The organism is Streptomyces caniferus, from assembly GCF_009811555.1.
Classification (GTDB): domain Bacteria; phylum Actinomycetota; class Actinomycetes; order Streptomycetales; family Streptomycetaceae; genus Streptomyces; species Streptomyces caniferus.
Genome location: NZ_BLIN01000005.1, coordinates 206,821 through 229,444, shown reverse-complemented (window position 1 = coordinate 229,444; position 22,624 = coordinate 206,821). Strand labels below are relative to the sequence as shown.

Here is a 22,624-nt window from a genome sequence, read left to right as displayed (position 1 = left end):
GGTGGGCCCGGGTGTTCAGTCGCCGTCGCGTGCCACGAGCGCATCGAAGAGCGGCCAGCCGTCCAGCTCCTCGTCCCCGGGAGCGGTCGGCAGGCGGCCTTGTGCGGCCAGTTCGTCGACGAGCCGGCGGACCACACCCGGCTCATGGAGGTTGAGCACACCGCGGCGGTCGCCGACGGCGCCGGAGTGCAGGAGGCCGTCGGGGACGAGGCGTCCGGGTCGGTCGTGGAAGACGATCCGCAGGGTGGTCCGCGTGGCGGCGTGGTGGAGCGAGAGGATCTCGCGGCATGGAGGGTGCTTGTGGCGGACCGACCACAGCCAGGTGTCCTCGCCGACGGCCAGACGGCGCAGCTGATGATCCTTCCTCATGCCGCTGAGCGTACGGGGCCGCGGCGCCCACGGGCCCGGCGCCCGGTCAGGGGCGGTTCCCCCGGGCGCGGTTGCGGAAGGCGGCCGGGGTCTCGCCGGCCCGCTGCCGGAAGAACTTGGTGAAGACCGTGGCGTCCGGGAAGCCGAGCCGGTCGCCGATGGCGGTGGCGGTGAGGCCGGTGTGCACCAGCAGACGCTTGGCCTCCAGAAGGACCCGGTCGTCGATATAGCGCTTGGCGCCGCACCCGGCGGCGGCGTGGGTGGCGCGGGTGAGCGTGCGGACGCTGTAGCCCAGTTGCCTGGCGTACTCCTCCACCCGGTGGCTGCGGGCGAAGTCGCGTTCCACGGCCTGCTGGAAACTCCGGAAGGCCGTACTGCCCGCCTCGTCGCCGCCCTGCGCGCCGCGCAGATGCGCCAGCCGCAGGACGAGGACGGCGAGCAGATGGCGCACCACCTCGAGGTGCACCTCCAGCGGCAGGCCGGTCAACTGCCGGTACTCGCTCTCCAGCAGCTCCAGGACGTGCCGTACGGCATCCCCTTCCGCGCCCCGCGGGGTCAGTGACCGGGTCCCGTCGTGCTGGTCGACGCGGGCGGCCTCCGCGGTGGCGGGGCTCAGGAAGCCCGGCAGGAAGAGGACGACGGTGCCCTCCGCCAGGGTGAGGTCGGAGTGGTACTGGCTGATCTGGCCGGGGCGCACCCACAGCCAACTGCCCGGGGTCAGCTCGTGCTCGGTGAAGTCGACGGAGCAGCGCAGGGTGCCGGTGCGCACCGCGATCAGCTCGTGGAAGGCCAGGCGTTTGGTCGCGTACGGGTCGACGCCGTGCCCACGCGCGCGGGCGAGCAGATCGGCGAAGCCGAGGACCTCCGCGCCGGGCGGGGCTCCCGCCGAGGCCCTGAAGGGCACCTCGGTGACGTCAGCGGGTCCGTTTCTGTCCATAGCGTGTCCTCAGCGTACCGCTTCGAAGGGGTGGCTCGCGCCTAGCGTGAGAGGTGACGGGGCCGGTCAGGCCACGTGCGGGCTGACGCGACATAAATCCGGCGTGACGATGCGGTGACCGAAAGGTTCCCTGTCCTCCCACCGGCTCCCCGCCGCTCTCGACCCGCCGTGCACCGGCCTCGCCACCTGCCCTGCGCCGGCCTCGACCGGCGCCCCGCACGACCTTCGTGCGCGTCCGACGAACCGAGGGAGCTGACCACTGTGCGACTGATCGTGGGGATGACGGGAGCGACCGGAGCCGTGTTCGGCGTCCGGCTGCTGGAGGCCCTGGCCGAGCTGCCGGACGTGGAGACCCACCTCGTCCTCTCCCGCTGGGCGCGGCCCACGATCGAGCTGGAGACCGGCCGCTCGGTCGCCGAGGTGAGCGCGCTCGCCGAGGTCACCCACCGGCCGGAGGACCAGGGCGCGACCCTCGCCTCGGGCTCCTTCCGTACGGACGGCATGGTGATCGCACCGTGCTCGATGAAGACGCTGGCGGGTATCCGGGCCGGTTATGCCGACGGGCTGCTGGGGCGGGCGGCGGACGTGGTGCTCAAGGAGCGCCGCCCGCTCGTGCTCGTACCGCGTGAGACCCCGCTGAGCGAGATCCATCTGGAGAACATGCTCGCTCTCGCGCGCAAGGGCGTGCAGATGGTGCCGCCCATGCCCGCCTTCTACCACCACCCGCGGTCGGTGGACGACCTCGTCGACCACCTCATCGCGCGGATCCTCGACCAGTTCGGCCTGCCGGCGCCCGCCGCCAAACGCTGGGACGGCATGCGCGCCGCCCGCGCGGTCAAGCCCGCCGCCTGACCCCCGACACCCCCGCCCCACCGAGGAGCACCCATGGCATACGACGACCTCCGCAGCTTCCTGACGGCCCTGGACAAGGAGGGCCAGCTGCTGCGCATCACCGAAGAGGTGCGGCCCGAGCCCGATATCGCCGCGGCCGCCAACGCGGCCCCGCGTCTGGGCGACGCGGCGCCGGCCCTGTACTTCGACCGCGTGCAGGGCTTCACCGACGCCCGTATCGCCATGAACGTGCACGGCTCCTGGGCCAATCACGCCCTGGCGCTGGGCCTGCCGAAGGAGACCGGCGTCAAGGAGCAGGTGGCGGAGTTCACCCGCCGCTGGGGGCGGTTCCCCGTCGCGCCCGAGTGGCGCAGTGCTCCGCCGTGGGCCGAGAACACCATGGACGGCGACGCCGTGGACATCTTCCAGGTGCTGCCGCTGATCCGCCTCAACGACGGCGACGGCGGCTTCTACCTCGACAAGGCCGCGGTCGTCTCGAAGGATCCCGACGACCCCGGCCACAGCGGCAAGCAGAACGTCGGCATCTACCGCATCGAGGTCAAGGGCCGGCGCAAACTCGCGCTGCAGCCCGTGCCGATGCACGACATCGCCCAGCATCTGGGCAACGCCGAGGAGGCCGGCGAGGACCTGCCGGTCGCCCTCGCCCTCGGCAACGACCCGGTCATCTCCCTCGTCGCCTCGACCCCGATGAAGTACGACGAGAACGAGTACGAACTGGCCGGTGCTCTGCGCGGCGCCCCGGCACCGCTCGCGAAGGCCCCGCTGACCGGTCTCCCGGTGCCGTGGGGATCGGAAGTGATCATCGAGGGCGTCATCGAGGGCCGCAAGCGCGAAATCGAGGGACCCTTCGGCGAGTTCACCGGACACTACTCCGGCGGCCGCAGGCTGCCCGTCCTGCGCATCGACAAGATCTCCTACCGTACGGACCCCGTCTTCGAGCACCTCTACCTCGGCATGCCATGGACCGAGGTCGACTACCTCATCGCCGCCAACACCTGTGTGCCGCTGTACCAGCAGCTGAAGACGGACTTCCCCGAGGTCCAGGCGGTCAACGCGATGTACACCCACGGCCTGATCGTCATCGTCTCGACGAAGAAGCGCTACGGAGGCTTCGCCAAGGCGGTCGGCATGCGGGTGCTGACCACACCGCACGGGCTCGGCTACGCCGCCACCGTCATCGTCGTCGACGAGGACGTCGACCCCTTCAACCTGCCGCAGGTGATGTGGGCCCTGTCCACCAAGATGAACCCGGCGGGCGACCTGGTCCAGGTGCCTCATCTGCCCGTCCTCGAACTGGCGCCACAGGGACAGCCCGCCGGCATCGTCGACAAGCTCATCATCGACGCCACCACACCCGTCGCACCGGACGGCCGCGGCAACTACGGCAACCAGGTCCGCGACCTGCCCGAGACGGAACACTGGCTCGCCAAGCTCCAGCAACTCGCCGCCCGGGGCTGAGGACTCCTCTTCGGCCCGCCTCGCACCCACGGCTCCGGACCGCCCCACCTCACCGCTCCACCCCACTCCACTCCACGAAGGGGACCACCACCATGACCGACGCCGCCACGTGCTGCCCACGCTGCGCGCACCCCACCCTGGAGCATCTCTTCGCCTCGCCCGTCCCCGGTGTCTGGGACGTCCTGCAGTGCGCGCGGTGCCTGTACTGCTGGCGCACCGGCGAACCCGACCGCCGCACCCGGCGCGATGCCTACCCCGAGAGCTTCCGGCTGACCGTCGACGACCTCGACCACGCCCCTGAAGTACCTGTCGTCCCGCCCCTGCGGCCCTCCGCGTGAGGAACGGCCCGGGGGGCAGGGACTGATGCCGGGTGCTCGGGCACGGCGCACGGATGCCGTGGGGGTCCACAGTGCTGCTGCGGACCCCCACGACCGGCAGGGCAGGTGCGGAGAAGGGGCACCGATCGCCCCGCCACCCGCTCAGGTCAGCCGCGACGGCTCCGGGACCTCCTCGTCGGGCGGTACGCCCGGCCGGCCGGCGGCCCGGGTACGACGGGTGAGGCGGTAGCCGGCCACGAGGATCACCGCCCACACCGGAGCCACGTACAGCGCGATCCTGGTCTCGGCGTCGAAGGCGAGCAGGACGAGGACGAGGCCGAGAAAGGCGAGGACGAAGTAGTTCGACGCGGGCGCCAGCGGCATACGGAAGGCGACCGGCCGAAGCCGCCCGGCGCGCACCGCCGCCCGGTAGCGCAGATGGGCGCAGACGATGATTCCCCAGGTGAAGACGGCGGCGATGGTCGCCACGCTCGTCACGTACGCGAAGGCCTCCTTGGGGACGAAGTAGTTCGCGGCCACACCCAGCAGCATGACGGCCATGGACGCGAGGATTCCCGCGGCGGGGACACCCTGGCGGCTGACCTTCCCGAACGCGGCCGGCGCGTGCCGGTCCCCGGCCAGGGTGAACAGCATGCGGCCGGTGGAGAACACCCCGCTGTTGCAGGAGGACAGCGCCGCGGTGAGCACGACCATGTTCACCACGCCGGCCGCCGCGGGCACCCCGACCTTGGCGAAGACCAGCACGAACGGGCTGACGTCCGGGTCGAGTTGGTTCCAGGGGACCAGCGCCATGACCGCGGTGAGGGCACCGAGGTAGAACAGCGCGATCCGCCAGATGACCCGGCGCACCGCGGAGGGAAGGGTCTTTTCGGGGTCCTTGCTCTCCCCGGCGGTCACACCGAGCAGTTCGACCCCGACGAAGGCGAACACGACCACTTGGAGGGCGAGCAGCGGTCCGGCCATGCCGTGGGGGAAGAAGCCACCGTGCGTCCAGATGTTGCTGAGCGAGGCGGTCTTCCCCAGCGGCCCGAAGCCGAAGATCAGGATGGCGGCGGCCATGAGCAGCAGGACGACGATGGTGAGCACCTTGATGATGGCGAACCAGAACTCGAACTCACCGAACAGCCGGACCGCCAGGAGATTGGCCACGCCGAGGATCGCCAGGGCGATGAGACCGGGCAGCCACTGGGGCACTTCGGGCCACCAGTAACGGACGTAGATCCCGGCCGCGGTCAGCTCCGCGGTACCGGTGACCACCCACATCAGCCAGTAGCTCCAGCCGGTGGCGAACCCGGCCCACTTGCCGATGAACTCCTCCGCGTAGGTGGCGAACGAGCCGGACACGGGCCGGTGGACGAGAAGCTCACCGAGCGCCCGCATCACGAAGAAGACGACCACGCCCGCCACTGCGTAGGTGATCAGCAGACCCGGGCCGGCCTCGTGGAGCGCTTGGGCGGACCCGAGGAACAGCCCGACGCCGATCGTCCCTCCGATGGCGATCATCTGGATGTGACGGGGCTGCAGACCCCGGTGGAGATGCTCGGAGCCCGGGTCGTCGGGGCCGGTGGGACGTGGCGGGGGCGGTGGAGTCTGGTGCGTCATGGCGCGGCTCTCTCGTCGGGGGTGGTGGGGCAAGAGCGGGATGGTGTCGGGCGTCCAATGGGGAGGGAGACGGCGTCGGTGTCCGACGGGGCGGGCGGTGTCGGTCGTCCAACGTGGCGGGGCCGTGGTCGGTATCGGCTCAGCGCGCGCCGGAGACCGTGCCGCCGGTGTAGGTGCGCGGCACACGGGCCCCGATGCGGGTGACGATCTCGTGCGAGATCGTGTGGGCGGCGCGGGCCCAGTCCTGCGCGCCGGGCTCCCCGCGGTCGCCGGGCCCGAAGAGCACGACCTCGTCTCCGGGCGCGGCGGGGACATCGCCGAGGTCGAGGACGAACTGGTCCATGCACACGGTGCCCGCCACCGTGTGCCGCCGGCTGGCGGCGAGGACCGGACCGGCCTGTGACGCATGCCGGGGCACGCCGTCGGCATAGCCGAGGGGGACCAGGCCGAGCGTGGTCTCGCGGGCGGTGCGATAGCGGTGACCGTAGGAGACGCCGTGCCCGGCGGGTACCCGCTTGACGGAGGCGAGCCGGGCGGTGAGGGACATCGCCGGCTGCAGCCCCAGCTCAGCGGGCCCGGCCCGGTCGGGCACCGGGCTCAGTCCGTAGACGGCGAGCCCGGGGCGTACGAGGTCGAAGCGGGCCTCCGGAAGGGTCAGTGTGGCGGCCGAGTTGGACAGATGAAGGACCTCGGGGGTGAGCCCGGCCCGCCGGGCGCGTGCGACGGCGGAGCGGAAGTGCGCCACCTGCCGGTCGCAGCCGGGGTGTCCGGGCTCATCGGCCCGTGCGAGGTGCGACCACACCCCGACGACATGAACGGAACCGGCTGCTTCGGCGCGCGCCGCGGTGTCCAGCAGCCCCGGCCAGTCGCCCGGGCAGGCGCCGCCGCGCCCGAGCCCGGTCTCCACTTCGAGGTGCAGCCGTGCCGGGCGGCCCACGGCGTGCGCCGCCCGGATCGCCGCCCGTACCGCCCAGTCGGCACCGGCCGACAGCTCGACCCCGGAGGCCACCGCGGCATTCCAGTCGTCACCCGGCGTCAGCAGCCACGCGAGCAGCCGGCCGGGGACACCGGCCGCGCGCAGCGCCAACGCCTCCCGCATTCCGGCGACGCCGATCCAGGTGGCACCGCCCGCGAGGGCCGCGCGGGCGGCCTCGACCATGCCGTGCCCGTAGCCGTCCGCCTTGACCACGGCCATCACCTCCGCGGAGCCTGCCACCTCGCACAGCCGGCCGACGTTGGCGCGGATCGCCGCGAGATCGATACGGGCCTGGGCGTGCGGTGTTCCGGGCCGGTGCGGCTCCCCGGAGTGGCGTCCGGGCGCAGATCCGCCGGCCGGGGCCGGCCCAGTGGACGCGGCCGGCGTGTGCCCCACGGCCGTCCTGCCGGACCCGGCCGGCGGCCGTACGTCCGCCACGGCGGTCACCGCCGCTCCGTGTCCCGTCTCGACGCTCTCGGCCTCGCGGGGAATGCCGAATGTCATGCCACCGTCCTTCCATGGAATCCGTTGCTGCCCGGTGCGCGAGCTGCGGTGGAGCCATGGTTTCGGCGGGGGAACGGGCCGTCATCGTTCGATCGGCACTGTCTCGGGGCGCTCGGGAGTGGGCCTGGAACAACGGGGAGGGGCGGCGGAACAACGGGACCTGGCGGTGGGACGGCGGGAGCCGGACGGGTCGGGAGCAGCCCGAACGGACCTCAGCCCGACCGGGTCCCGGTGTCCGACTCCGGCCCGCTGCCCTCCATGCCGTATTGGCGGGCGGTGAGCTGGAGCAGCAGCGCCGTACGGATCTCGGGATCGTCCAGCGGCAGCGCCACGACGTCCTGGAGGCGGCGCATCCGGTGCCGCAGGGTGTTGGGGTGGATGTGCAGCCGGGCCGCGGCGGCCCGTGGGTCGCCCATCTCCCGCAGCCAGGCATGGAGCGTCGGCACACAGCTCGTGCCGTACGCACGGTCGTGGTCCGCCAGCTGCTGCAGCGGCCCGACACCGGCGATGCGTGTCGCCGCGGCGGAGCGGGCGACATGGCGGAGCACGACCGTGGCCCACACCTCGTCGTGCACGGCCCGGTCGCGTGCGATCAGGCCCCTCCGGAGCAGGTCGAGGGTGTCGTCGGCCTGCTCGCGCGAGCGGGCGAGCCCGGGGACCGACGCCGCGAGCCCGCCGACCGCGACCAGCGGAGCGGGCTGCCCGGTGGTCCCGCGGAGCGTCTCCAGCCAGGCGGCCCCACCGTCGGTGGTCCCGGTGACCGTCTCCGCGGGCACGATCCCGTACACCACCCCGCCGACGACCGCCGCGGGGGAGCGGAGGCGGGACCCGCGGAACCGGGACATCCGCTCCCATACGGTCAGCCGCTGCCGTTCCGCCTCGCCGTCGTCCTCGCAGCGCACCCCCACGGCGATCACCCGCCAGGGGCCGGCCGTGAGTCCCAGGCGCCGCGCCGCGTCCGCCGCCCCCTCCTGGCCGTGCAGCACCGTGGCGACCATGTCGGTCAGGACCAGCCGCTCCACATCCGCGCCGGCCCGTCGGCGCAGCAGATGCAGCGCGGCCACCGCCGCGGTGTCGGCGAAGGCCTCGGCCCGTTCGGCGGGGACCGGTCCCGGCACGATCGCCCAGATCGAGCCGAGCACATCCCCGCCGGCGTGCACCGGCACCACCAGCCGGGGCTTGGTCCCTGCCACCACAGCGGGCACATAGATGGGTCCGGTGTCCTGGGCGATTTTGTGAAAGACCCCGTGCCGACGGAAGTGGGCGTTCACGTCGTCGGGGACATGCCGTCCCATGATCGTGGCGACGCGCGCCTCGTCGCCGCGTTCCTGCCGGGCGGAGTAGGCAAGGACACGTGAGCTGCGGTCCTCGATGGTGACCGGTGCGTCGATCACGGCGGCGATCGCGTCGGCCAGCCCGAAGAGGTCACCCGCCTCGGTGCCGACCGCCTGTGTGCCGGAGTCCGCGTGGCCCTCGCTGTCGAGCACCGCCCGCAGCAGCGACACCACCTGCGCCCAGCCCGCCTGCTGTTCGACCTGCACCAACGGCAGTCCCGCGGCGCTCGCGGCGGTGACCACGGTCTCGTCGACCGCCGCCGGGGCCTTGAGCAGCAGAGCGCCCGCCGACCGCTCGGCGCACGACGCCAGCAGCCGCAGGGCCTGTGCACGATCCGTGAGGTTCACTCCGAGGACGAGGTCGCCCGGCCGCAGATCGACACCGCCGTCGGGCTCGGCGATCACCACATCGCCCACCGGGACCGCGGTGCCTCCGGGGGCGCACACCCCCGACAGCACGGCCGGCCCGACGGAGCCGAGAAGCCGTTGCAGACTCATCACTGGGCATCACCCGCTCACCGTTCCGCCCACCATCGTGCACTACGGAATGCGCACCTCCGCACGCAGCCTCCGCCGACGGCCCTGCGTACGGCCGCACCCGCCCCGGAAGCGGTGCCACAACCGGTCCCACCCCCTCCTGCGCCTGCGGATTCCGAACGGAAACCAGACGTCATGGACCGGTGACGGTGAGTGCGATCCGGCCGATGCCGTCGGCAGCGTGCGGGGACGGCCTCTCGGCGGTACGACAGGACATCGCCCTCGTGCGCGAGCCGGCCTGCAGGCGAGGCCTCGCCCGGCGCGGCACGGCCTCGACGGCCCGCGGAGGTCCGGAGGAGTTCGCGGGCGTCCGGCGGATCCCGCGGAAATCATCTACCCGTGGCGGGAATTGAACGGTGGCGAGCGCCGCTCCGTATCTCTCCATATCCGTGCCCCGTGGGGCACCGGTCCACGATGTGAGGAGGGCACCATGACTGACCCTGGTATCCCGCAGCTCCAGGCCACGCCGGACGGAGACGCCGAAGTATCGCTGGTGGTTCGTCTGCAGTGGGAGGACGTTGCCGCGCTCGGTCAGGACGCCGCCCGGCTGGCTGCCCGTTGGAAGCGCCCGGTGTCCCTGGACGAGGCCGCCAGCCAGCGTCTGCGCATTCGCCCGCCCGCCACCCATGCCAAGACGGTGACCCAGGAGCGGGCGCAGCCCGCCGTGGCGTCCACGACAGTCTCGCCCCTGCCGTCCCGATCCCCTCAGGAACAGGCCCGCCAAGCGATAGAGAAGATCAATGGCACGCACGCCCATGAGACGGCGTAGCGCGACGCCGCACTGAGGAGGCGGCGAAGAGTCCTGGTCCCCTGGGGCAGGAGGGCACGGCAGTATGGAACTGCCGAACCCCCTGCCCCTCCGTATTTCCCGGGCGCTTCGCCGGGCGCTGTCCTGCCGCCGGGACGTTCCCGAGGCGGCGTCGAGCCGCGGGCTGGGCCGAGCGGGGGAAGAACATCGGCCCAACGGCGCAACGCGGGCCCGCCGTGCGTGCTCGACCGGGCCGCCGGTGATTCTGTGGCGAGCCGGGCGCGACCGGCGCTGTGTCCCGCGGACGGGGCCGAGCACCAGGAGGCTCCTGAACGTCCCGAGCAGCGAAGGCATGGAGCATGCACACCACGGTCACCCTGCTGGCGGACGCTCCGGCCCAACTGCTCCCGGCCAGACAGCTGATGGCGTTCACCCTGGCCTCCCACATCATTCTGGTGCCGCTCGGCGTCGCACTGCCCCTGATCACCCTGGTGATGCACCACCGCGGCCTCCGCCGCAACGACCCGGTGGCACTGCTCCTCGCCAGACGCTGGTCGGCGGTCATGGCGGTGCAGTTCGCGGTCGGCGTCGTCACCGGCACCGTGCTGTCCTTCGAGTTCGGGCTGCTCTGGCCGGGCCTGATGGGCAGGTGGGGCGGCGTCTTCGGGATCGGATTCGGCGTCGAGGCCTGGGCCTTCTTCCTCGAAGCGGTGCTCATCGCCATCTACCTCTACGGCTGGCGAAGACTGAAGCCCCGCACCCACTTCCTGCTCGGCCTGCCCCTCCCGGCTGCCGCCCTGCTCGGCGCGTTCGGAATCCTGGCGGCCAACGCGTGGATGAACACGCCCCAGGGATTCACCCTCGATGCCGCCGGCAAGCCCGTGGACGTCCACATCTGGTCGGCGATCTTCACCCCCATGTTCGGCCCCCAGTACTGGCACTTCGTCGTGGCGATGCTGGTCACCGCGGGGTACGTCGTCGCGGGCGTCTACGCCGTCGGCTGGCTGCGCGGCCGCCGCGACCGCTATCACCGGCTCGGTTTCACCGTGCCCTTCACCCTCGCCGCGGTGTTCACCCCGGTGCAGATGCTGCTCGGCGACTCCATCGCCAGGTCGGTCTTCCGCAAGCAGCCGGTGAAGTTCGCCGCGACGGAGATGGTCTGGCGGACCGACACCCACGTACCGGAGTACATCTTCGGCCGTCTGCACCCCGACGGAAGCATCTCCGGCGGCATCAAGATCCCCCAACTCGACTCCGTGCTGGCCGGGTTCCGGCCGGGTACCAGGGTGACCGGACTGACCTCGGTCCCGGCGAGCGACCGGCCGACGGCCACCCAGGCCACCCTCGCCCACTGGGCCTTCGACCTCATGGCCGTGATCGGCTCGCTGCTGCTCCTCCTCGCCCTCTGGTACGGCTGGTGCCGGCTGCGGCGCCGGAGGCTGCCCCGGTCGCCCTGGTTCTTCCGCGGTGCGGCGTGCGCGGGTGTCGCCTCCGTCGTCGCCGTCGAATGCGGCTGGATCACCGCCGAAGTGGGACGCCAGCCCTGGATCGTCTACCAGCACATGCGGATCGGCGAGGCGGTGACGGCGACCCGGTCGACCAGTCTGTGGATCATGCTCGGCCTGGTGATGGCGGTGTACGTGTTCATCTTCGGCTCGCTGCTCGCCGTGCTGCTCAAGATGCGTACCGGCTGGCGGCTCGCCGACGCGCGGCCGGCGGCGGGGGAGCGGCACGACGGGCCGGAGACCGACACCCCCTACGGGCCGCGCGCGCCGGTGCCGGCCGGCGATCCGCCGTCGCCCGGCGGGCCGGGGGCACCACAGGACGAGGACGGCAGACCGTGATCGCCGCCGTCATCGCCGTGGCGCTGCTGCTCGCCGTGGCCGCCTACGCCTGCGCCGGCGGCACCGACTACGGGGCCGGGTTCTGGGACCTGACCGCCGGCGGCGCAGAGCGTGGACGGCGGCCCCGGTGGCTCATCGACCATGCCATGGCCCCCGTATGGGAGGTCAACAACGTCTGGCTGGTCTTCATCTTCGTCATCATGTGGACCGGATTCCCGACCCTCTTCCAGACCGTGTTCTCCGCGATGTGGCTCCCCCTGGCCCTGGCCGCCATCGGCCTGGTCCTGCGCGGCGCCGGCTTCGCACTGCGCAAGCCCCTCCGCCGTATCGCCGGGCGACGTCTCTACGGCGCCGCCTTCGCCCTCTCCTCGCTGCTCACCCCGTTCTTCCTCGGCGCGGCCGTCGGCGGGATCGCCTCGGGACGGGCGGTGCCCGGAACGGAGGCGTCGGCGCACGCCTGGGCCAACCCGACCTCCATCCTCTTCGGGCTGATCGCCATCGTGTCGACGGCCTTCCTCGGCGCCGTGTTCCTGGCCGCCGACGCCGCCCGCTTCGGGGCGCCGGACCTCGTCGGCTACTTCCGGCGGCGGGCGCTGGGCAGCGTGGTCGCGCTCGCCGTCCTCGCGGCGATCATGCTGACCGTCACCCGGAGCGACGCCCCGCACATCTGGCACGGCCTCACCCACGGCGTCGGTCTCGGACTCGTCATCCTGGCCGGAGTCTGTTCCCTCGCCACCGGGTGGCTCCTGCTGCGCCGGTCCGGAGCCTGGTCCCGGATCACCGCCGTCGGCGTCGTCGCCGCGGCGGTCATCGCCTGGGGAGCGGCCCAGCGCCCCTATCTCATCCCCACCTCGCTGACCGTGGCCGAGGGAGCCGGCGCCCCCAGCAGCCTGCGATGGGTCGGCCTGGTCACCCTGGTGGCCGTGGTGGTCGTCTGCCCCGCCGTGGCCTTCCTGTACTGGCTGGACACCCACGGCGAGCTGGAACCGCTGTCCGGTGCCGACCTGCGGGAGACCGGCTTGCGGGAGACCGGCCCGCGGGAGACCGACACGGAACGGGCCGAGCCCGGCCGTGACCAACCGCCCGTCGCGGGCCATGCCGGCACGCAGACCCCGGGCCACGGCGGTACGCCGCCCCCGGGCCATGGGGGCACGCATGACCCGAGCCGTGGCGGCGCAACCGATCCGAACCGCGGCGAACCGGAGAACCCGTCGCCCTGACCGGCCGATGACGATGCGCCCCGCTCTCCACTGATCGCGGACAGGGCGGCGATCCGCAGTGGTCAGCCGGCGCTCAGCAACGCTTCGCGACATGCCCCTCGGTGCCGGCGGCGCGCACGTCGCGGTCGCGCAGGGAGATCGAGAGGGCCTTGCCCCAGGCGCGGCAGGCGGCGGTGAAGTCCTTCTCCTCGTATTCGATGACGAAGATCTTGTCGGCGTAGGCCTCCGCGAAGTCGCCGCACTCGTGGTAGCGGGCGCACTCCTCGACGACGGCGAAGTCGAAGCCGATGCGGCGGCGTTGCGGCAGCAGATCGGTGGTGTTCTTCTGCGCGACGGCCAGATGGCGTTGGTGGGCGCGGTGGACCAGGAGCCGGGCGAAGGCCGCGGCATCCCGGGAGGTGAGCTTGCCCCCGGACCGCTCGTAGGAGTCGAGGTTGTCGGGTTCCACGGCGTCGAAACCGGCCTTGGCGCAGCCGTCGATCCAGGGACCGACGAGGTCCATCAGCGCCCGTCGTTTGGCGTCGGTGGAAATGTCGAACAGCGGCTCGTCCCAGTCCTTGTCGACGACGGGCGCCCCTCGCTCGTCCCGCAACAGCAACTCGGGGTGGCGGCTCTTCCAGCGGCCGGTCGCGTCGGGCTGTGCCTGGAAGGCGTTGACGTAGCAGACGTTGTAGAGACCGGGGGCGGGCTCGGCCGTGCGGTCGCGGGACACGGCCCGGACCCCGGACGGCGGGGGATAGGCACCGCCGAGCTGATAGTCGAAGACGGCGTCGGCCGTCGGCGGCCGCACGGCGGTCGGGGCGGCCGCCGAGCCGGACGGCGCCGGTGTCCCGGACTCGGCGGGGCGCGGAATGCGGGCGGCGGAGCACGCCGTACCGAGCGCCATGACCAGGACGACGGCGCCGACGGCGACGGGACGTAAGGAGGAGTGCACAGACGGAGCCTACGGGCGGCGCCCCGCGCAGCACCTGGCGACGGTGCCCCCAGGGACAGTTCACACCAGGCGGGTGGCGATCTGATGGGCGTAGGTGCGCCGCTTCGCGGCCGGCGCGTCCCCGTGCACCGCGTACCCGGACTGACGGGCCGGCCGGTCCGCCGGTCCGCACAGCGGCAAAAGAGGTGTGCCTCCCGGCTCGTGGCAGCGAGCGGGGAGGCAGTGTGGCCGACGGCTGCGATCGTCCGTCCCGTGCCCGAAGGCGCGGGGCGGCCCCCCGGTGCAACCGTGCGGCGGGGTCATGGTCGGCTCAGCGCTTGACCACGAACGCCTGGCCCTTCTTGGCGTCGGAGGAGCAGGACGCCTTCTCCGCGGTGGTCATCTTGCGCGTCTTCACGGTCACGGCATTGCTCTGCCCGTCCGTCCCGTTGGGCGCGGGTCCGGTGACCGTGTCCGGCACGAACCAGTAGTAGTGGCCCCACTTCGGGCTGTCGTAGTGCGTCTGCCAGGTGCCGGAGACCGTCTGCATGACCTGGGCGCGGGAGATCCAGCCGACCTCGCCGGGCTTCACCGTCATGTTCAGCGAGCTGTTCTCGGTGTGCGAGCTCGACCAGGTGTGGCTGTAGGTCGCGGTGACACTCAGGTCGATGATGCCGGCGATCTTCCCGCCTGCGGTGACGGAGACGCCGGCGCTGTCCGTGGAGCCCACGGTGTCGGCCCAGCCCATCGACTGCGTGGCATCCGACGTGCTGCAGTTGTAGAGGGAGTTGGAGACCTGGCGAAAGTCCCCGAGGTACGCCTTGCCGAGAGTCGGCTCGTTGAAGCTGCACTTCCCTTCACCGGAAGCACAGTCGGCTATGAGCTGGTCCCGGGTGGGTTGGTCGTCCGCGGCAGCGGGTGCGGCCATCGCCGCGACCAGGCCCAGTGACGCCGTGGACAGCGCCAGCAGCCGGCTTCCGCGGCGGATCGTTCTGCTTTTCATCATCGTGCTGTTGCCTCTCGCCCAGCTTTGTGGAGGCGACGAGTCCGTGTGTGGCATTCGTCGCTGTTGCGTTTGAGACTGGTGTGAAAACTGTGGCAACTACACCAAGATTTGGTAAAGTTGTAGTTGATAGTGAAACAGACCCTTTACAAGGGACCGAAACGGAGGCACCATCAGGTCTCTCTCTACCGACGGGTAGCCGGCGCGCCGGGCCTCACCCGGTGGCGCGCGCCCCGTTGAGGACGATGTTCACCGTGCGCGCCACAAAGCCTTCCTCCAGGGGGAGTTGGCGCAGTACGACACGTACCCACGCGGCCCCCGCCAGCAGGTCCACCAGCAGCATCGGGTCGGCGTCCGCCCCGATTTCGCCGCGCGCGACGGCCCGGTCGAAAACAACCTGCTCGCGGGCGATCCGGTCGGCGAAGAAGTCCTTGATGTGCGCGGCGAGTTCCGGGCTGTGGGTGGCGGCGCCCAGTACGGAGACGGCGATGTCGGAGGCCGGCCGTACGGTGAGGAGGGTCGTGATCGTGCCCAGCAGGTCCTCCAGGTCCCCTGCGAGGCTGCCGGTGTCGGGTGGTGTGAGCTCCAGTTGGCGGGCGCCGACGAGTGCGGCGCCCAGGAGGGCCCCCTTGGACGGCCACCAGCGGTAGATCGTCGTCTTGTTGACGCCGGACCGCTGGGCGACCCCCTCGATGGTCAGCCCCTCGTAGCCCTTCTCCGCGAGCAGATCCAGTGTGGCGTCGAAGATCTCCTGCGACTTCCGTGGACCGCCGCTGCGCCGAATCCCGTTCCGCTCCTCGTTCATGAGGAGAGGTTAGCAGTCAAAGCAACGCAACGTTGCGTTGCATTTGAGGTAGCGTGCCGGGCATGGAGACCAACGAAACCGGTCTGCCCCTCGTCTTCGTGCACGGCACGCGGGTGAGCGGCACGATGTGGCGACCCCTGATCCACGCCATCGGAGACCGTCATCCCACGGCGGCGCCCGACCTGCCCGGCCACGGGGCCCGACGAGGCGAGCCGTTCAGCATCCCCGGCGCCGTCGAGGCGGTGGCCGAAGCCGTGGACGAACTCGGCGGCCGGGCCCTGCTCGTGGGCCTGTCCCTGGGCGGCTATGTCACGCTCGCCACCGCCGCCGCCCACCCGGACCGTGTCCTCGGCGCCGTGGCCATGGGCTGTACGACACTCCCGCGCGGGCTGTTCGGCGCCGTCTACCGAGGAGCCGCCCGCCTCGCGGCCGGGCATCCCCGGGAAGCCAACCGGCTCAGCGCGTTCGCGTTCCGCCGCGCACTGCCCCGCACGCACGCCCGAGCCATGGTCTCCGGCGGCCTGAGCTGCGAGATCACTCCGAGCGTCGTCCGGTCCGTGCAGGAGATGGAGCCACTGGCGGCGCTCTCCGCGTATCCGGGCCCGGTCTGGCTGGTGAACGGCGAACGCGACCACTTCCGCCGCGACGAACGCCTCTTCCTGCGCGCCTGCCGCGACGGTCGGCTCATCGTCCGGCCGGGATGCGGACACCTCACCAGCCTCACCGATACGACGGAACTCACCCGCCACGTCCTCGATGCCGCGGTGGTCGTCACGGCCCGGACGTACGGCGCATCGACACCGGAGGAGACGCAGTGACCACCCGAGAATGGACCGTGGAGGAATCCTTGGAGGTTCCCCTCCCGCCGCACGCCGTCTACGCGGCCCTGGCGGACGTCCGGCGGATGAAGGACTGGAGCCCCGAGGTCATCTGGGTGTGGCCCCGTGGAGACCGCTTCGTGGGCGTCAACCGCAAGGCCTGGTGGGTGTGGTTCGCCACCTGCCGGATCGTCGTCGCCGACCCCGGCCGCGAGTTCGCCTTCGACAACATCACCTTCGGCCTGCCGGTGGCGCGCTGGGGCTACCGCCTGACCCCGACGGAGCACGGCACGCTGATCACCGAATACTGGATCGACCACCGTCGCCAGGGGTGGCGCCGCTGGACCGCCGAGATGCTCGGCCTCCTCTTCACCGGAACCCCGGCCCCCCGCCGCGCCGCACACAATCGCCTCGGCATGCGGCAGACCCTCCGGCGCCTGGATGCGGCGTGCCGGGCGGCCGTCTGAGCTGTGCGGCTCCCGTGCGACCACGCCGCTCGCGGCATCGACCAGCGAGCGCGACATCACACCAGAAAGTCGGCAAATTGCCCGTGTGATCGCCGTACGGAAGAGACGTTCCGCGTGCAAAGCGCAAGATCCGTAGCCTCTTCCCCTTCCGGTCCGCGGCGGGGTACTTCTGGTTCCCGTACGCACCCACCGCACCTGCACCTCCCGCCCCGGACCAGGAAGGACGGACCACTGCCATGACCAGCAACCTGTTACCCGAGGCGGTACCGGAGGAAGGGACCGGCGAAGGCTGGCACGTCGACGAGCGCTGCACCAACTGCGATGTCGCCCGGCAGCTCGCCCCCGAGCTGATCCACGAGAAGCACGGCCGGGCGGAAGTGGTCCGGCAGCCGCGGAACGACTCGGAGGCCCGGCAGTTGTATGCCGCCGCTTTCGCCTGCCACACCCGCTCCATCCGTCACCCCGCACAACGCCTGACCCCCGACCTCGACCCCTTCCCCCTCGCGCTGGACGACACCGTCCAGCTCTGCGGCCACAACTCCCGCCACACGGCCGGTGCCAACTCGTATCTGCTGCGCCGGCCCGCGGGAACGTCGATGATGATCGATACGCCCCGGTGGAGCAGCGCTCTCGCCGACCGGTACGAGGCACTGGGCCCCATCACCGACGTGCTGCTCACCCACCGGGACCACGCGGCGCACGGCCGCCAATACGCCGACCGGTTCGGGGCCCGGCTGTGGATCCATGAGGGCGACCTCGATGCCGCTCCGGACGCGGACCACGTCCTGCGGGGCACCGACCCGGTCGACATCGGGGAGGGTGTCACCGCATATCCGCTCCCCGGCCATACGCGCGGCAGCGTGCTCTACCTCGCCGACGACCGGTACTGCTTCAGCGGGGACAGTTTCTACTGGTCGCGCACCACGGCCGATCTGGAGGTGGCCGCCACCGTCACCTGGTACTCGATCGTGGAACTGGCCGCCTCCCTGACGCGGACCGCCCCTCTCCTCCGCTTCGAGTGGGTGCTGCCCGGTCATGGCGACCGCAAGCGGCTCCCCGCCGCAGAGATGGCCGGCCGCCTGGAACAGTTGGCCGCCCGCACTCACCAACTCCGGCCGCAGCCGGTCGACTTCGCCGGGCTCCGTTGGTGATGGCGCCCCCGTCCCTCAGGCCGCCCGGGTGGCCACCACCAGCCGGCACCGCGGGCTGCCGTCGGGGCGTCGGCCGAGCTCCGGCAGGGTGTGCAGCCGCACATCGAATCCGGTGCGCGTCAGGTCCGCGCACACGTCGGTGAGCCGGAACGTCCGGTAGTACATGACGAAGCTCGGCCGCCACAGTGCGTTGCGGACCCGCATCGCCGCGTCGAAGGCGAGCAGCGTCCAGTAGCCGGGCGAGCCCGGCCGCGCCGGAGCGCCGATCGGGAAGACGAACCGGCCGCCGGGGCGCAGCACGGAGCGCACCTGCGAGAACAGGCCCGGCCGTTCCCGGGGCAGGAAGTGCCCGAACGCACCGAAGCTCACCGCGAGGTCGAAGACCGGGCCGAAGGGGAGCGCCCGTGCGTCCGCGCGCACCCAGTCGGTGCGTGGTACACTCGGGGCCGCCCGGTCATGTGCGCGGCCCTCGGCGAGCATCCCCGCGCTGACGTCGACCCCGGTGACCCGCTCCCGGCAGACCTGCCGCAGCACGTCCACGCCCGCCCCGGTGCCGCAGCACAGGTCGAGGCCGCTGTCGAAGGGCCCGAGCCGCTGCAGCGCCCGCGACACGGGCGTCAGGATCGCGTCCGGGGTGCGGAACGGTGTGTGGTCGAATTTCGGCGCGAGCAGGTCATAGCCGCGCTCGACGGAGGAAAGCGCCTGCACGGCGAGTTCACGGAAGGTGGGGCCCTGAGGTGCGAACATTGCCCTCAGCATAGAACTCGTCCGCACTTCGCCGCATCGACCGCACCGTGTGGTACCGTGCCAAAGGAACGCACATATTCTTGCCGCTCTTCCGGCGCCGGTGCGTTGAACTCTCTCCCTCGCACTCGCTTCGCTGTTGCGCCCGTCCTTCTCGACCGGCAAGTCAACAGGAACAGACTGTTCCGCTTTCACAGTGCAGCGATGCGGCATCACCTTTCCTTCCGGTCGTGGGCCTTTCTGACGGCCTGCGGGGCGTGAACTCACCGTCCCTTTCTGCCGGATTCCCCTTCAGCTCGAACGCTCGCAGACGCCATTCCCGAGAGGACCTCCGTGACCACCGATACCCAGGTCGGCAGGAATCCTGCCAAGACCATTACCTCTGCTCTTTCCCCTTCCGTCCCCCGCTCGGACTCTCCTTACTCTGCTTCCTCTGCTTCCTCTGCGCGGCCCGTCGCCGTGGCTTCCGGGAAAGCGGCCGTGCCGGCAGCCGGGGTCCTGGATATCGCCAACGACCGGCAGGAAGCCGGATTCCTCCGGACGGAGGGCTGTCTCGCCTCGTCCGGCGATGTCCGGGTGCCCGCTGCGCTGATCCGTAAAGCGGGCCTGCGCAAGGGGGACTTCGTCGTAGGGACCTGCACTCGGCCGCGGTCGCTCGACCAGGTCGAATCGGTCAATGGACGCAGCCCGGACGCGGTGCGCGGGCGGCCGCATTTCCGTGACCTCACGCCGCTGCACCCGCACCGGCGTATGCGCCTGGAAAGCGCGACCGGCGGGCTGACGGCGCGCCTCGTCGATCTGATCGCGCCGGTCGGCAAGGGCCAGCGGGGCCTGATCGTGGCACCCCCGAAAACAGGCAAGACGGTGCTGCTGCAACAACTCGCCGCCGCCGTCGCCGAGAACCACCCCGCCTCCCGGCTGATGGTCGTGCTGATCGACGAACGGCCCGAGGAAGTCACCGATATGCGCCGTTCGGTACGCGGAGAGGTGCTCGCCTCGACCTTCGACCGGCCGGCGAAGGAGCACATCGCCCTCGCGGAACTGGCCGTGGAACGCGCCAAACGGCTTGTCGAGCAGGGGCAGGACGTCGTCCTCCTCTTCGACTCCCTCACCCGCCTGTGCCGGGCGCACAACAACGCCGCCGCCTCGGGCGGCCGCACGCTCAGCGGCGGCGTCGACGCCGCCGCGCTGTACGGGCCCAAGAAACTCTTCGGCGCGGCCCGGTCCGCGGAGGAGGGCGGCTCGCTGACCATCCTCGCGACGGCCCTGGTGGAGACCGGCTCCCGGGCCGACGATTACTTCTTCGAGGAATTGAAGAGCACCGGCAATATGGAACTCCGTCTGGACCGTGCGCTCGCCGGCAAGCGGCTCTACCCCGCGGTCAATGTCACCGGCTCGGGCACCCGCCGCGAGGAACTGCTGCTCCCGCAAGCGGAGTTGACGGCCACCCGTCGCCTGCGCCGCGCCCTGAGGACCGGGGACGGCCAGACGAACACGGAAACCCTGCTCGACAAGCTCCGGCATACGCCCGACAATGCGACGTTTCTGGGGCAGGTACTGCACAGCACTCCGGACGGATGACCGGACGCTCTGGAGTCCGGGTCAGTAGTAACCCTTTTCGCCATCGACAAGCTCCCGGATGGCATCCATATGCCCCGCGTGGCGGGCGGTTTCCTCGATCATGTGGAACATGATCCACCGCAGGCTCGCGGCAGAGACGGGGAAGTCGGGGTGTTTGCCGACGTCATCGAGCGAATGGGCAGCGATGATCTCGTCCGACACGGCGCATTGCCGGTCATATTCGGCAAGGAGCTGGGAGAGTGGAATGCCGTCGACCCTCATGTCGGCGTCCTCGACCTCTGCGTCGAACTGCGGTCCTACGGCGGGCCGGCCGAGGAGGACGACCTCGAACCAGAGGTTCTCGGCCCAACGGAGGTGGGAGACGAGCCCCGCCATCGACATCAGGGGTGAACTCGGCAGGACGGCGCGGTGGGCGTCGGTCTCCGACAGCCCCTCGCATTTCCAGCGGATGATCGCACGCTGCATGTCGAGCCACCCGAGAAGCTGGGTCCGCTCGTCGGCGTCGAAAGGAGGGCGATTACGAGAAGGCGGCATAAGAGCTGACGCTAGTCCGGTCGATGGGGTCGCGCAGCCCCTTTTCCGGGGCGAAGTGGCCCCCGGGGCCGTATCCGGGGGCCACTTCGGGCGGTTGCCGGCCGTCGGTGGGCCCGCCGTGCCGCCTGTTCAGGCAGTCGGCGTGGCCGGAAGGATGTGGGCGCCGGTCCTGTCGGTGCTCAGGCACAGGGAGCAGATCACCGCAGTGTGCTGGTGGCAGGCGGCCAGGTCCGGACGTTCGAACTCCTGCCGGCAGACATGGCACTCGTACGGGGCCGAGCTGGGGTTGCCGTCCGGGTCCAGCAGCGGAGCGTCGATGCCGTCGGACGTGCGCCGCAGGTAGAACCGGCCCTTGGTCAGGACGGCCATCAGCGGGGTGAGGACGAAGGCGATCACTGCGGCGGCGACAGGCGAGTACGGCTGGAGGGCGTCACCCAGAGCGTGGAAGTACAGGGCGATCGACAGCCCGGACGCGACGGTGAAGGCCACCACGCCGACCGGGTTGACCGCATAGAGCATGCCGCGGCGGAACTCGGGGGCCTGCGGGGAGAGTTTCAGCAGGTACTTGTTGACGATGATGTCGGTGGCGACGGTGACGATCCACGCGATGGCGCAGTTGGAGTAGAACCCCAGGATGCTGTTGAGGAAGCTGAACATGTCCGCTTCCATCAGGATCAGGGCGAAGGCCAGATTGGCGAGCACGAACACCATCCGGCCCGGATAGCGCTTGGTGACCCGGGTGAACGAGTTAGTCCAGGCCAGCGAACCGGAGTAGGCATTGGTCACGTTGATCTTGATCTGGCTGATCACGACCAGCGCCACGGCCAGCGGGACGACCAGCCACGACGGCATCATGGCGGCGAAGGCGCCGGTGAACTGCCGGATGGGCTCGGTGGCCGAGGCCGCGCCGACCCGGGAGAGGACGTAGACGGCCAGGAAGACGCCGATGGCCTGCTTGAGCGCGCCGAGAACGACCCATCCGGGGCCGGCCATCACCACGGCCGTCCACCAACTGCGCCGGTTCTGCGCGGTCTTGGGCGGCATGAAGCGCAGATAGTCGACCTGCTCGCCGATCTGCGCGATCAGGGACAGACATACGCCCGCACCCAGCAGCACCGACGCGGCGTCGACCCCGCCGTGACCGTGCGAGCCCGGGTACGAAAGGAAGGTGTGCACCGTGCCGGGGTCCGTGGCGACCAGGTAGAGCAACGGCCCCACCATCAGCAGCAGCCAGATCGGTGTCGTCCAGACCTGGAGCTTGCTGAGCGCCTTCATGCCGTAGACGACCAACGGGATGACCATGCAGGTCGAGATCACATAGCCCAGCCACAGGGGCAGGCCGAACCCCAGCTTCAGGCCCTGCGCCATGATCGAGCCTTCGAGGGCGAAGAAGATGAAGGTGAAGCTGGCGAAGATGACGCTCGTCAGGACCGAGCCGTAGTAGCCGAAGCCCGAGCCCCGGGTGATCAGGTCCAGATCGATGTTGTAGCGCGCCGCGTAGTAGGCGAGGGGGAAGCCGGTGAGGAAGATGACCACGGCCGCGACCAGGATCGCGGCCAGGGCGTTCCCCGTGCCATGGGCGAGCCCGATCCCCGCGCCGATCGAGAAGTCGGCCATGTAGGCGATACCGCCCAGCGCCGTGGTCGCCACGACCATCGGCGTCCAGCGGCGGTAGCTCCGCGGAGCGAACCGGAGGGTGTAGTCCTCCAGGGTCTCGTCGGCGGCTTTGGCGGCGGGCGGCTCGGTGGGTGAGGGCCGATGGCTGCTGTCGGGGGCGGTCAGTTGTGGCTCGACGCTCATGCCGGACCTCCTGAGGGCGGTGGGAAGACGACGTGATGCCGCGCTCATGGCGGGGGCCGGGTGTGGCGCGACAGCGTCGGTGATGCGGG

At 71.1% G+C, this 22,624-nt stretch carries 21 protein-coding genes; 10 read left to right on the top strand and 11 right to left on the bottom strand.

All coding sequences use genetic code 11. From position 1 onward, the window contains the following. Window positions 1–15: 15 nt before the first annotated feature. Together Scani_RS17675 and Scani_RS17670 are read right to left on the bottom strand one after the other, a co-directional pair. Window positions 16–369, bottom strand: a complete 354-nt coding sequence (locus Scani_RS17675) for a hypothetical protein (RefSeq protein ID WP_159477009.1) — start codon at window positions 367–369, stop codon at window positions 16–18. A gap of 46 nt (window positions 370–415) precedes the next feature. Then, window positions 416–1,306: a helix-turn-helix transcriptional regulator gene (locus Scani_RS17670; RefSeq protein WP_159477006.1), complete on the bottom strand. Its 891-nt coding sequence runs from the start codon at window positions 1,304–1,306 to the stop codon at window positions 416–418. Window positions 1,307–1,567: 261 nt separating this feature from the next. Here Scani_RS17670 and Scani_RS17665 point away from each other — a divergent pair, with 261 nt between their 5' ends. The 3 genes from Scani_RS17665 to Scani_RS17655 all read left to right on the top strand — a co-directional run bounded on the left by Scani_RS17665 (window position 1,568) and on the right by Scani_RS17655 (window position 3,954). Next, window positions 1,568–2,158, top strand: a complete 591-nt coding sequence (locus Scani_RS17665; RefSeq protein WP_159477003.1) for a non-oxidative hydroxyarylic acid decarboxylases subunit B — start codon at window positions 1,568–1,570, stop codon at window positions 2,156–2,158. A 33-nt stretch (window positions 2,159–2,191) separates the two neighbouring features. Then, window positions 2,192–3,616 (top strand): non-oxidative hydroxyarylic acid decarboxylases subunit C, encoded by a 1,425-nt coding sequence (locus Scani_RS17660; RefSeq protein ID WP_159477000.1) that lies wholly within the window; start codon window positions 2,192–2,194, stop codon window positions 3,614–3,616. Between the two features lie 92 nt (window positions 3,617–3,708). Beyond that, complete coding sequence (locus Scani_RS17655; protein ID WP_159476996.1) at window positions 3,709–3,954, top strand: non-oxidative hydroxyarylic acid decarboxylases subunit D; 246 nt, start codon at window positions 3,709–3,711, stop codon at window positions 3,952–3,954. A 141-nt stretch (window positions 3,955–4,095) separates the two neighbouring features. On the opposite strand, the gene Scani_RS17650 is transcribed toward Scani_RS17655, so the two are convergent. The 3 genes from Scani_RS17650 to Scani_RS41770 form a co-directional block, all read right to left on the bottom strand. Beyond that, a complete protein-coding gene (locus Scani_RS17650; protein ID WP_159476993.1) occupies window positions 4,096–5,556 on the bottom strand; it encodes an amino acid permease in 1,461 nt (486 codons plus the stop codon). A 139-nt stretch (window positions 5,557–5,695) separates the two neighbouring features. Next, window positions 5,696–7,036 carry an alanine racemase gene (gene alr / locus Scani_RS17645; protein ID WP_159476991.1) on the bottom strand — a complete coding sequence of 447 codons (1,341 nt, stop codon included), beginning with the start codon at window positions 7,034–7,036 and terminating at the stop codon, window positions 5,696–5,698. 212 nt (window positions 7,037–7,248) lie between these two features. Next, the gene (locus Scani_RS41770; protein WP_218039199.1) at window positions 7,249–8,868 is read right to left on the bottom strand and encodes a PucR family transcriptional regulator; all 1,620 of its coding nucleotides are present in this window, start codon (window positions 8,866–8,868) and stop codon (window positions 7,249–7,251) included. Between the two features lie 469 nt (window positions 8,869–9,337). On the opposite strand from Scani_RS41770, the gene Scani_RS17635 reads away from it, so the two are divergent. From Scani_RS17635 to Scani_RS17625, 3 genes are all read left to right on the top strand, one after another. Further along, window positions 9,338–9,676 carry a hypothetical protein gene (locus Scani_RS17635; protein ID WP_159476986.1) on the top strand — a complete coding sequence of 113 codons (339 nt, stop codon included), beginning with the start codon at window positions 9,338–9,340 and terminating at the stop codon, window positions 9,674–9,676. A gap of 338 nt (window positions 9,677–10,014) precedes the next feature. After that, complete coding sequence (locus Scani_RS17630) at window positions 10,015–11,499, top strand: cytochrome ubiquinol oxidase subunit I (protein ID WP_159476983.1); 1,485 nt, start codon at window positions 10,015–10,017, stop codon at window positions 11,497–11,499. After that, window positions 11,496–12,719, top strand: coding sequence for a cytochrome d ubiquinol oxidase subunit II (locus Scani_RS17625; RefSeq protein WP_159476978.1), 1,224 nt, complete (start codon window positions 11,496–11,498; stop codon window positions 12,717–12,719). Before Scani_RS17630 ends, Scani_RS17625 begins: the two co-directional genes overlap by 4 nt. 73 nt (window positions 12,720–12,792) lie before the next feature. On the opposite strand, the gene Scani_RS17620 is transcribed toward Scani_RS17625, so the two are convergent. The 3 genes from Scani_RS17620 to Scani_RS17610 all read right to left on the bottom strand — a co-directional run bounded on the left by Scani_RS17620 (window position 12,793) and on the right by Scani_RS17610 (window position 15,440). Continuing rightward, on the bottom strand, window positions 12,793–13,605 hold the full coding sequence (locus Scani_RS17620; RefSeq protein WP_159482187.1) for an endo alpha-1,4 polygalactosaminidase: 813 nt from the start codon (window positions 13,603–13,605) through the stop codon (window positions 12,793–12,795). Window positions 13,606–13,963: 358 nt separating this feature from the next. Further along, a complete protein-coding gene (locus Scani_RS17615) occupies window positions 13,964–14,638 on the bottom strand; it encodes a hypothetical protein (RefSeq protein ID WP_159476975.1) in 675 nt (224 codons plus the stop codon). Window positions 14,639–14,849: 211 nt separating this feature from the next. Next, complete coding sequence (locus Scani_RS17610; RefSeq protein WP_159476972.1) at window positions 14,850–15,440, bottom strand: TetR/AcrR family transcriptional regulator; 591 nt, start codon at window positions 15,438–15,440, stop codon at window positions 14,850–14,852. A 62-nt stretch (window positions 15,441–15,502) separates the two neighbouring features. Between Scani_RS17610 and Scani_RS17605 the strand changes: the two genes are divergently transcribed. The 3 genes from Scani_RS17605 to Scani_RS17595 all read left to right on the top strand — a co-directional run bounded on the left by Scani_RS17605 (window position 15,503) and on the right by Scani_RS17595 (window position 17,876). Beyond that, window positions 15,503–16,258 (top strand): alpha/beta fold hydrolase, encoded by a 756-nt coding sequence (locus Scani_RS17605; RefSeq protein WP_159476969.1) that lies wholly within the window; start codon window positions 15,503–15,505, stop codon window positions 16,256–16,258. Then, window positions 16,255–16,725, top strand: coding sequence for an SRPBCC family protein (locus Scani_RS17600; protein ID WP_159476966.1), 471 nt, complete (start codon window positions 16,255–16,257; stop codon window positions 16,723–16,725). The genes Scani_RS17605 and Scani_RS17600 overlap by 4 nt, the downstream gene beginning before the upstream one ends. A gap of 236 nt (window positions 16,726–16,961) precedes the next feature. Further along, entirely contained in the window at window positions 16,962–17,876 is a 915-nt protein-coding gene (locus Scani_RS17595; protein WP_159476963.1) for an MBL fold metallo-hydrolase, read from the top strand. Between the two features lie 15 nt (window positions 17,877–17,891). Here the strand turns inward: Scani_RS17595 and Scani_RS17590 are convergent, their stop codons facing one another. After that, entirely contained in the window at window positions 17,892–18,623 is a 732-nt protein-coding gene (locus Scani_RS17590; RefSeq protein ID WP_159476960.1) for a class I SAM-dependent methyltransferase, read from the bottom strand. A 477-nt stretch (window positions 18,624–19,100) separates the two neighbouring features. Between Scani_RS17590 and rho the strand changes: the two genes are divergently transcribed. Continuing rightward, complete coding sequence (gene rho / locus Scani_RS17585; RefSeq protein WP_281391953.1) at window positions 19,101–20,201, top strand: transcription termination factor Rho; 1,101 nt, start codon at window positions 19,101–19,103, stop codon at window positions 20,199–20,201. 21 nt (window positions 20,202–20,222) lie between these two features. Here the strand turns inward: rho and Scani_RS17580 are convergent, their stop codons facing one another. After that, entirely contained in the window at window positions 20,223–20,735 is a 513-nt protein-coding gene (locus Scani_RS17580; RefSeq protein WP_159476954.1) for a DinB family protein, read from the bottom strand. A 129-nt stretch (window positions 20,736–20,864) separates the two neighbouring features. After that, window positions 20,865–22,535, bottom strand: a complete 1,671-nt coding sequence (locus Scani_RS17575; protein ID WP_159476951.1) for a purine-cytosine permease family protein — start codon at window positions 22,533–22,535, stop codon at window positions 20,865–20,867. Window positions 22,536–22,624: the final 89 nt, after the last annotated feature.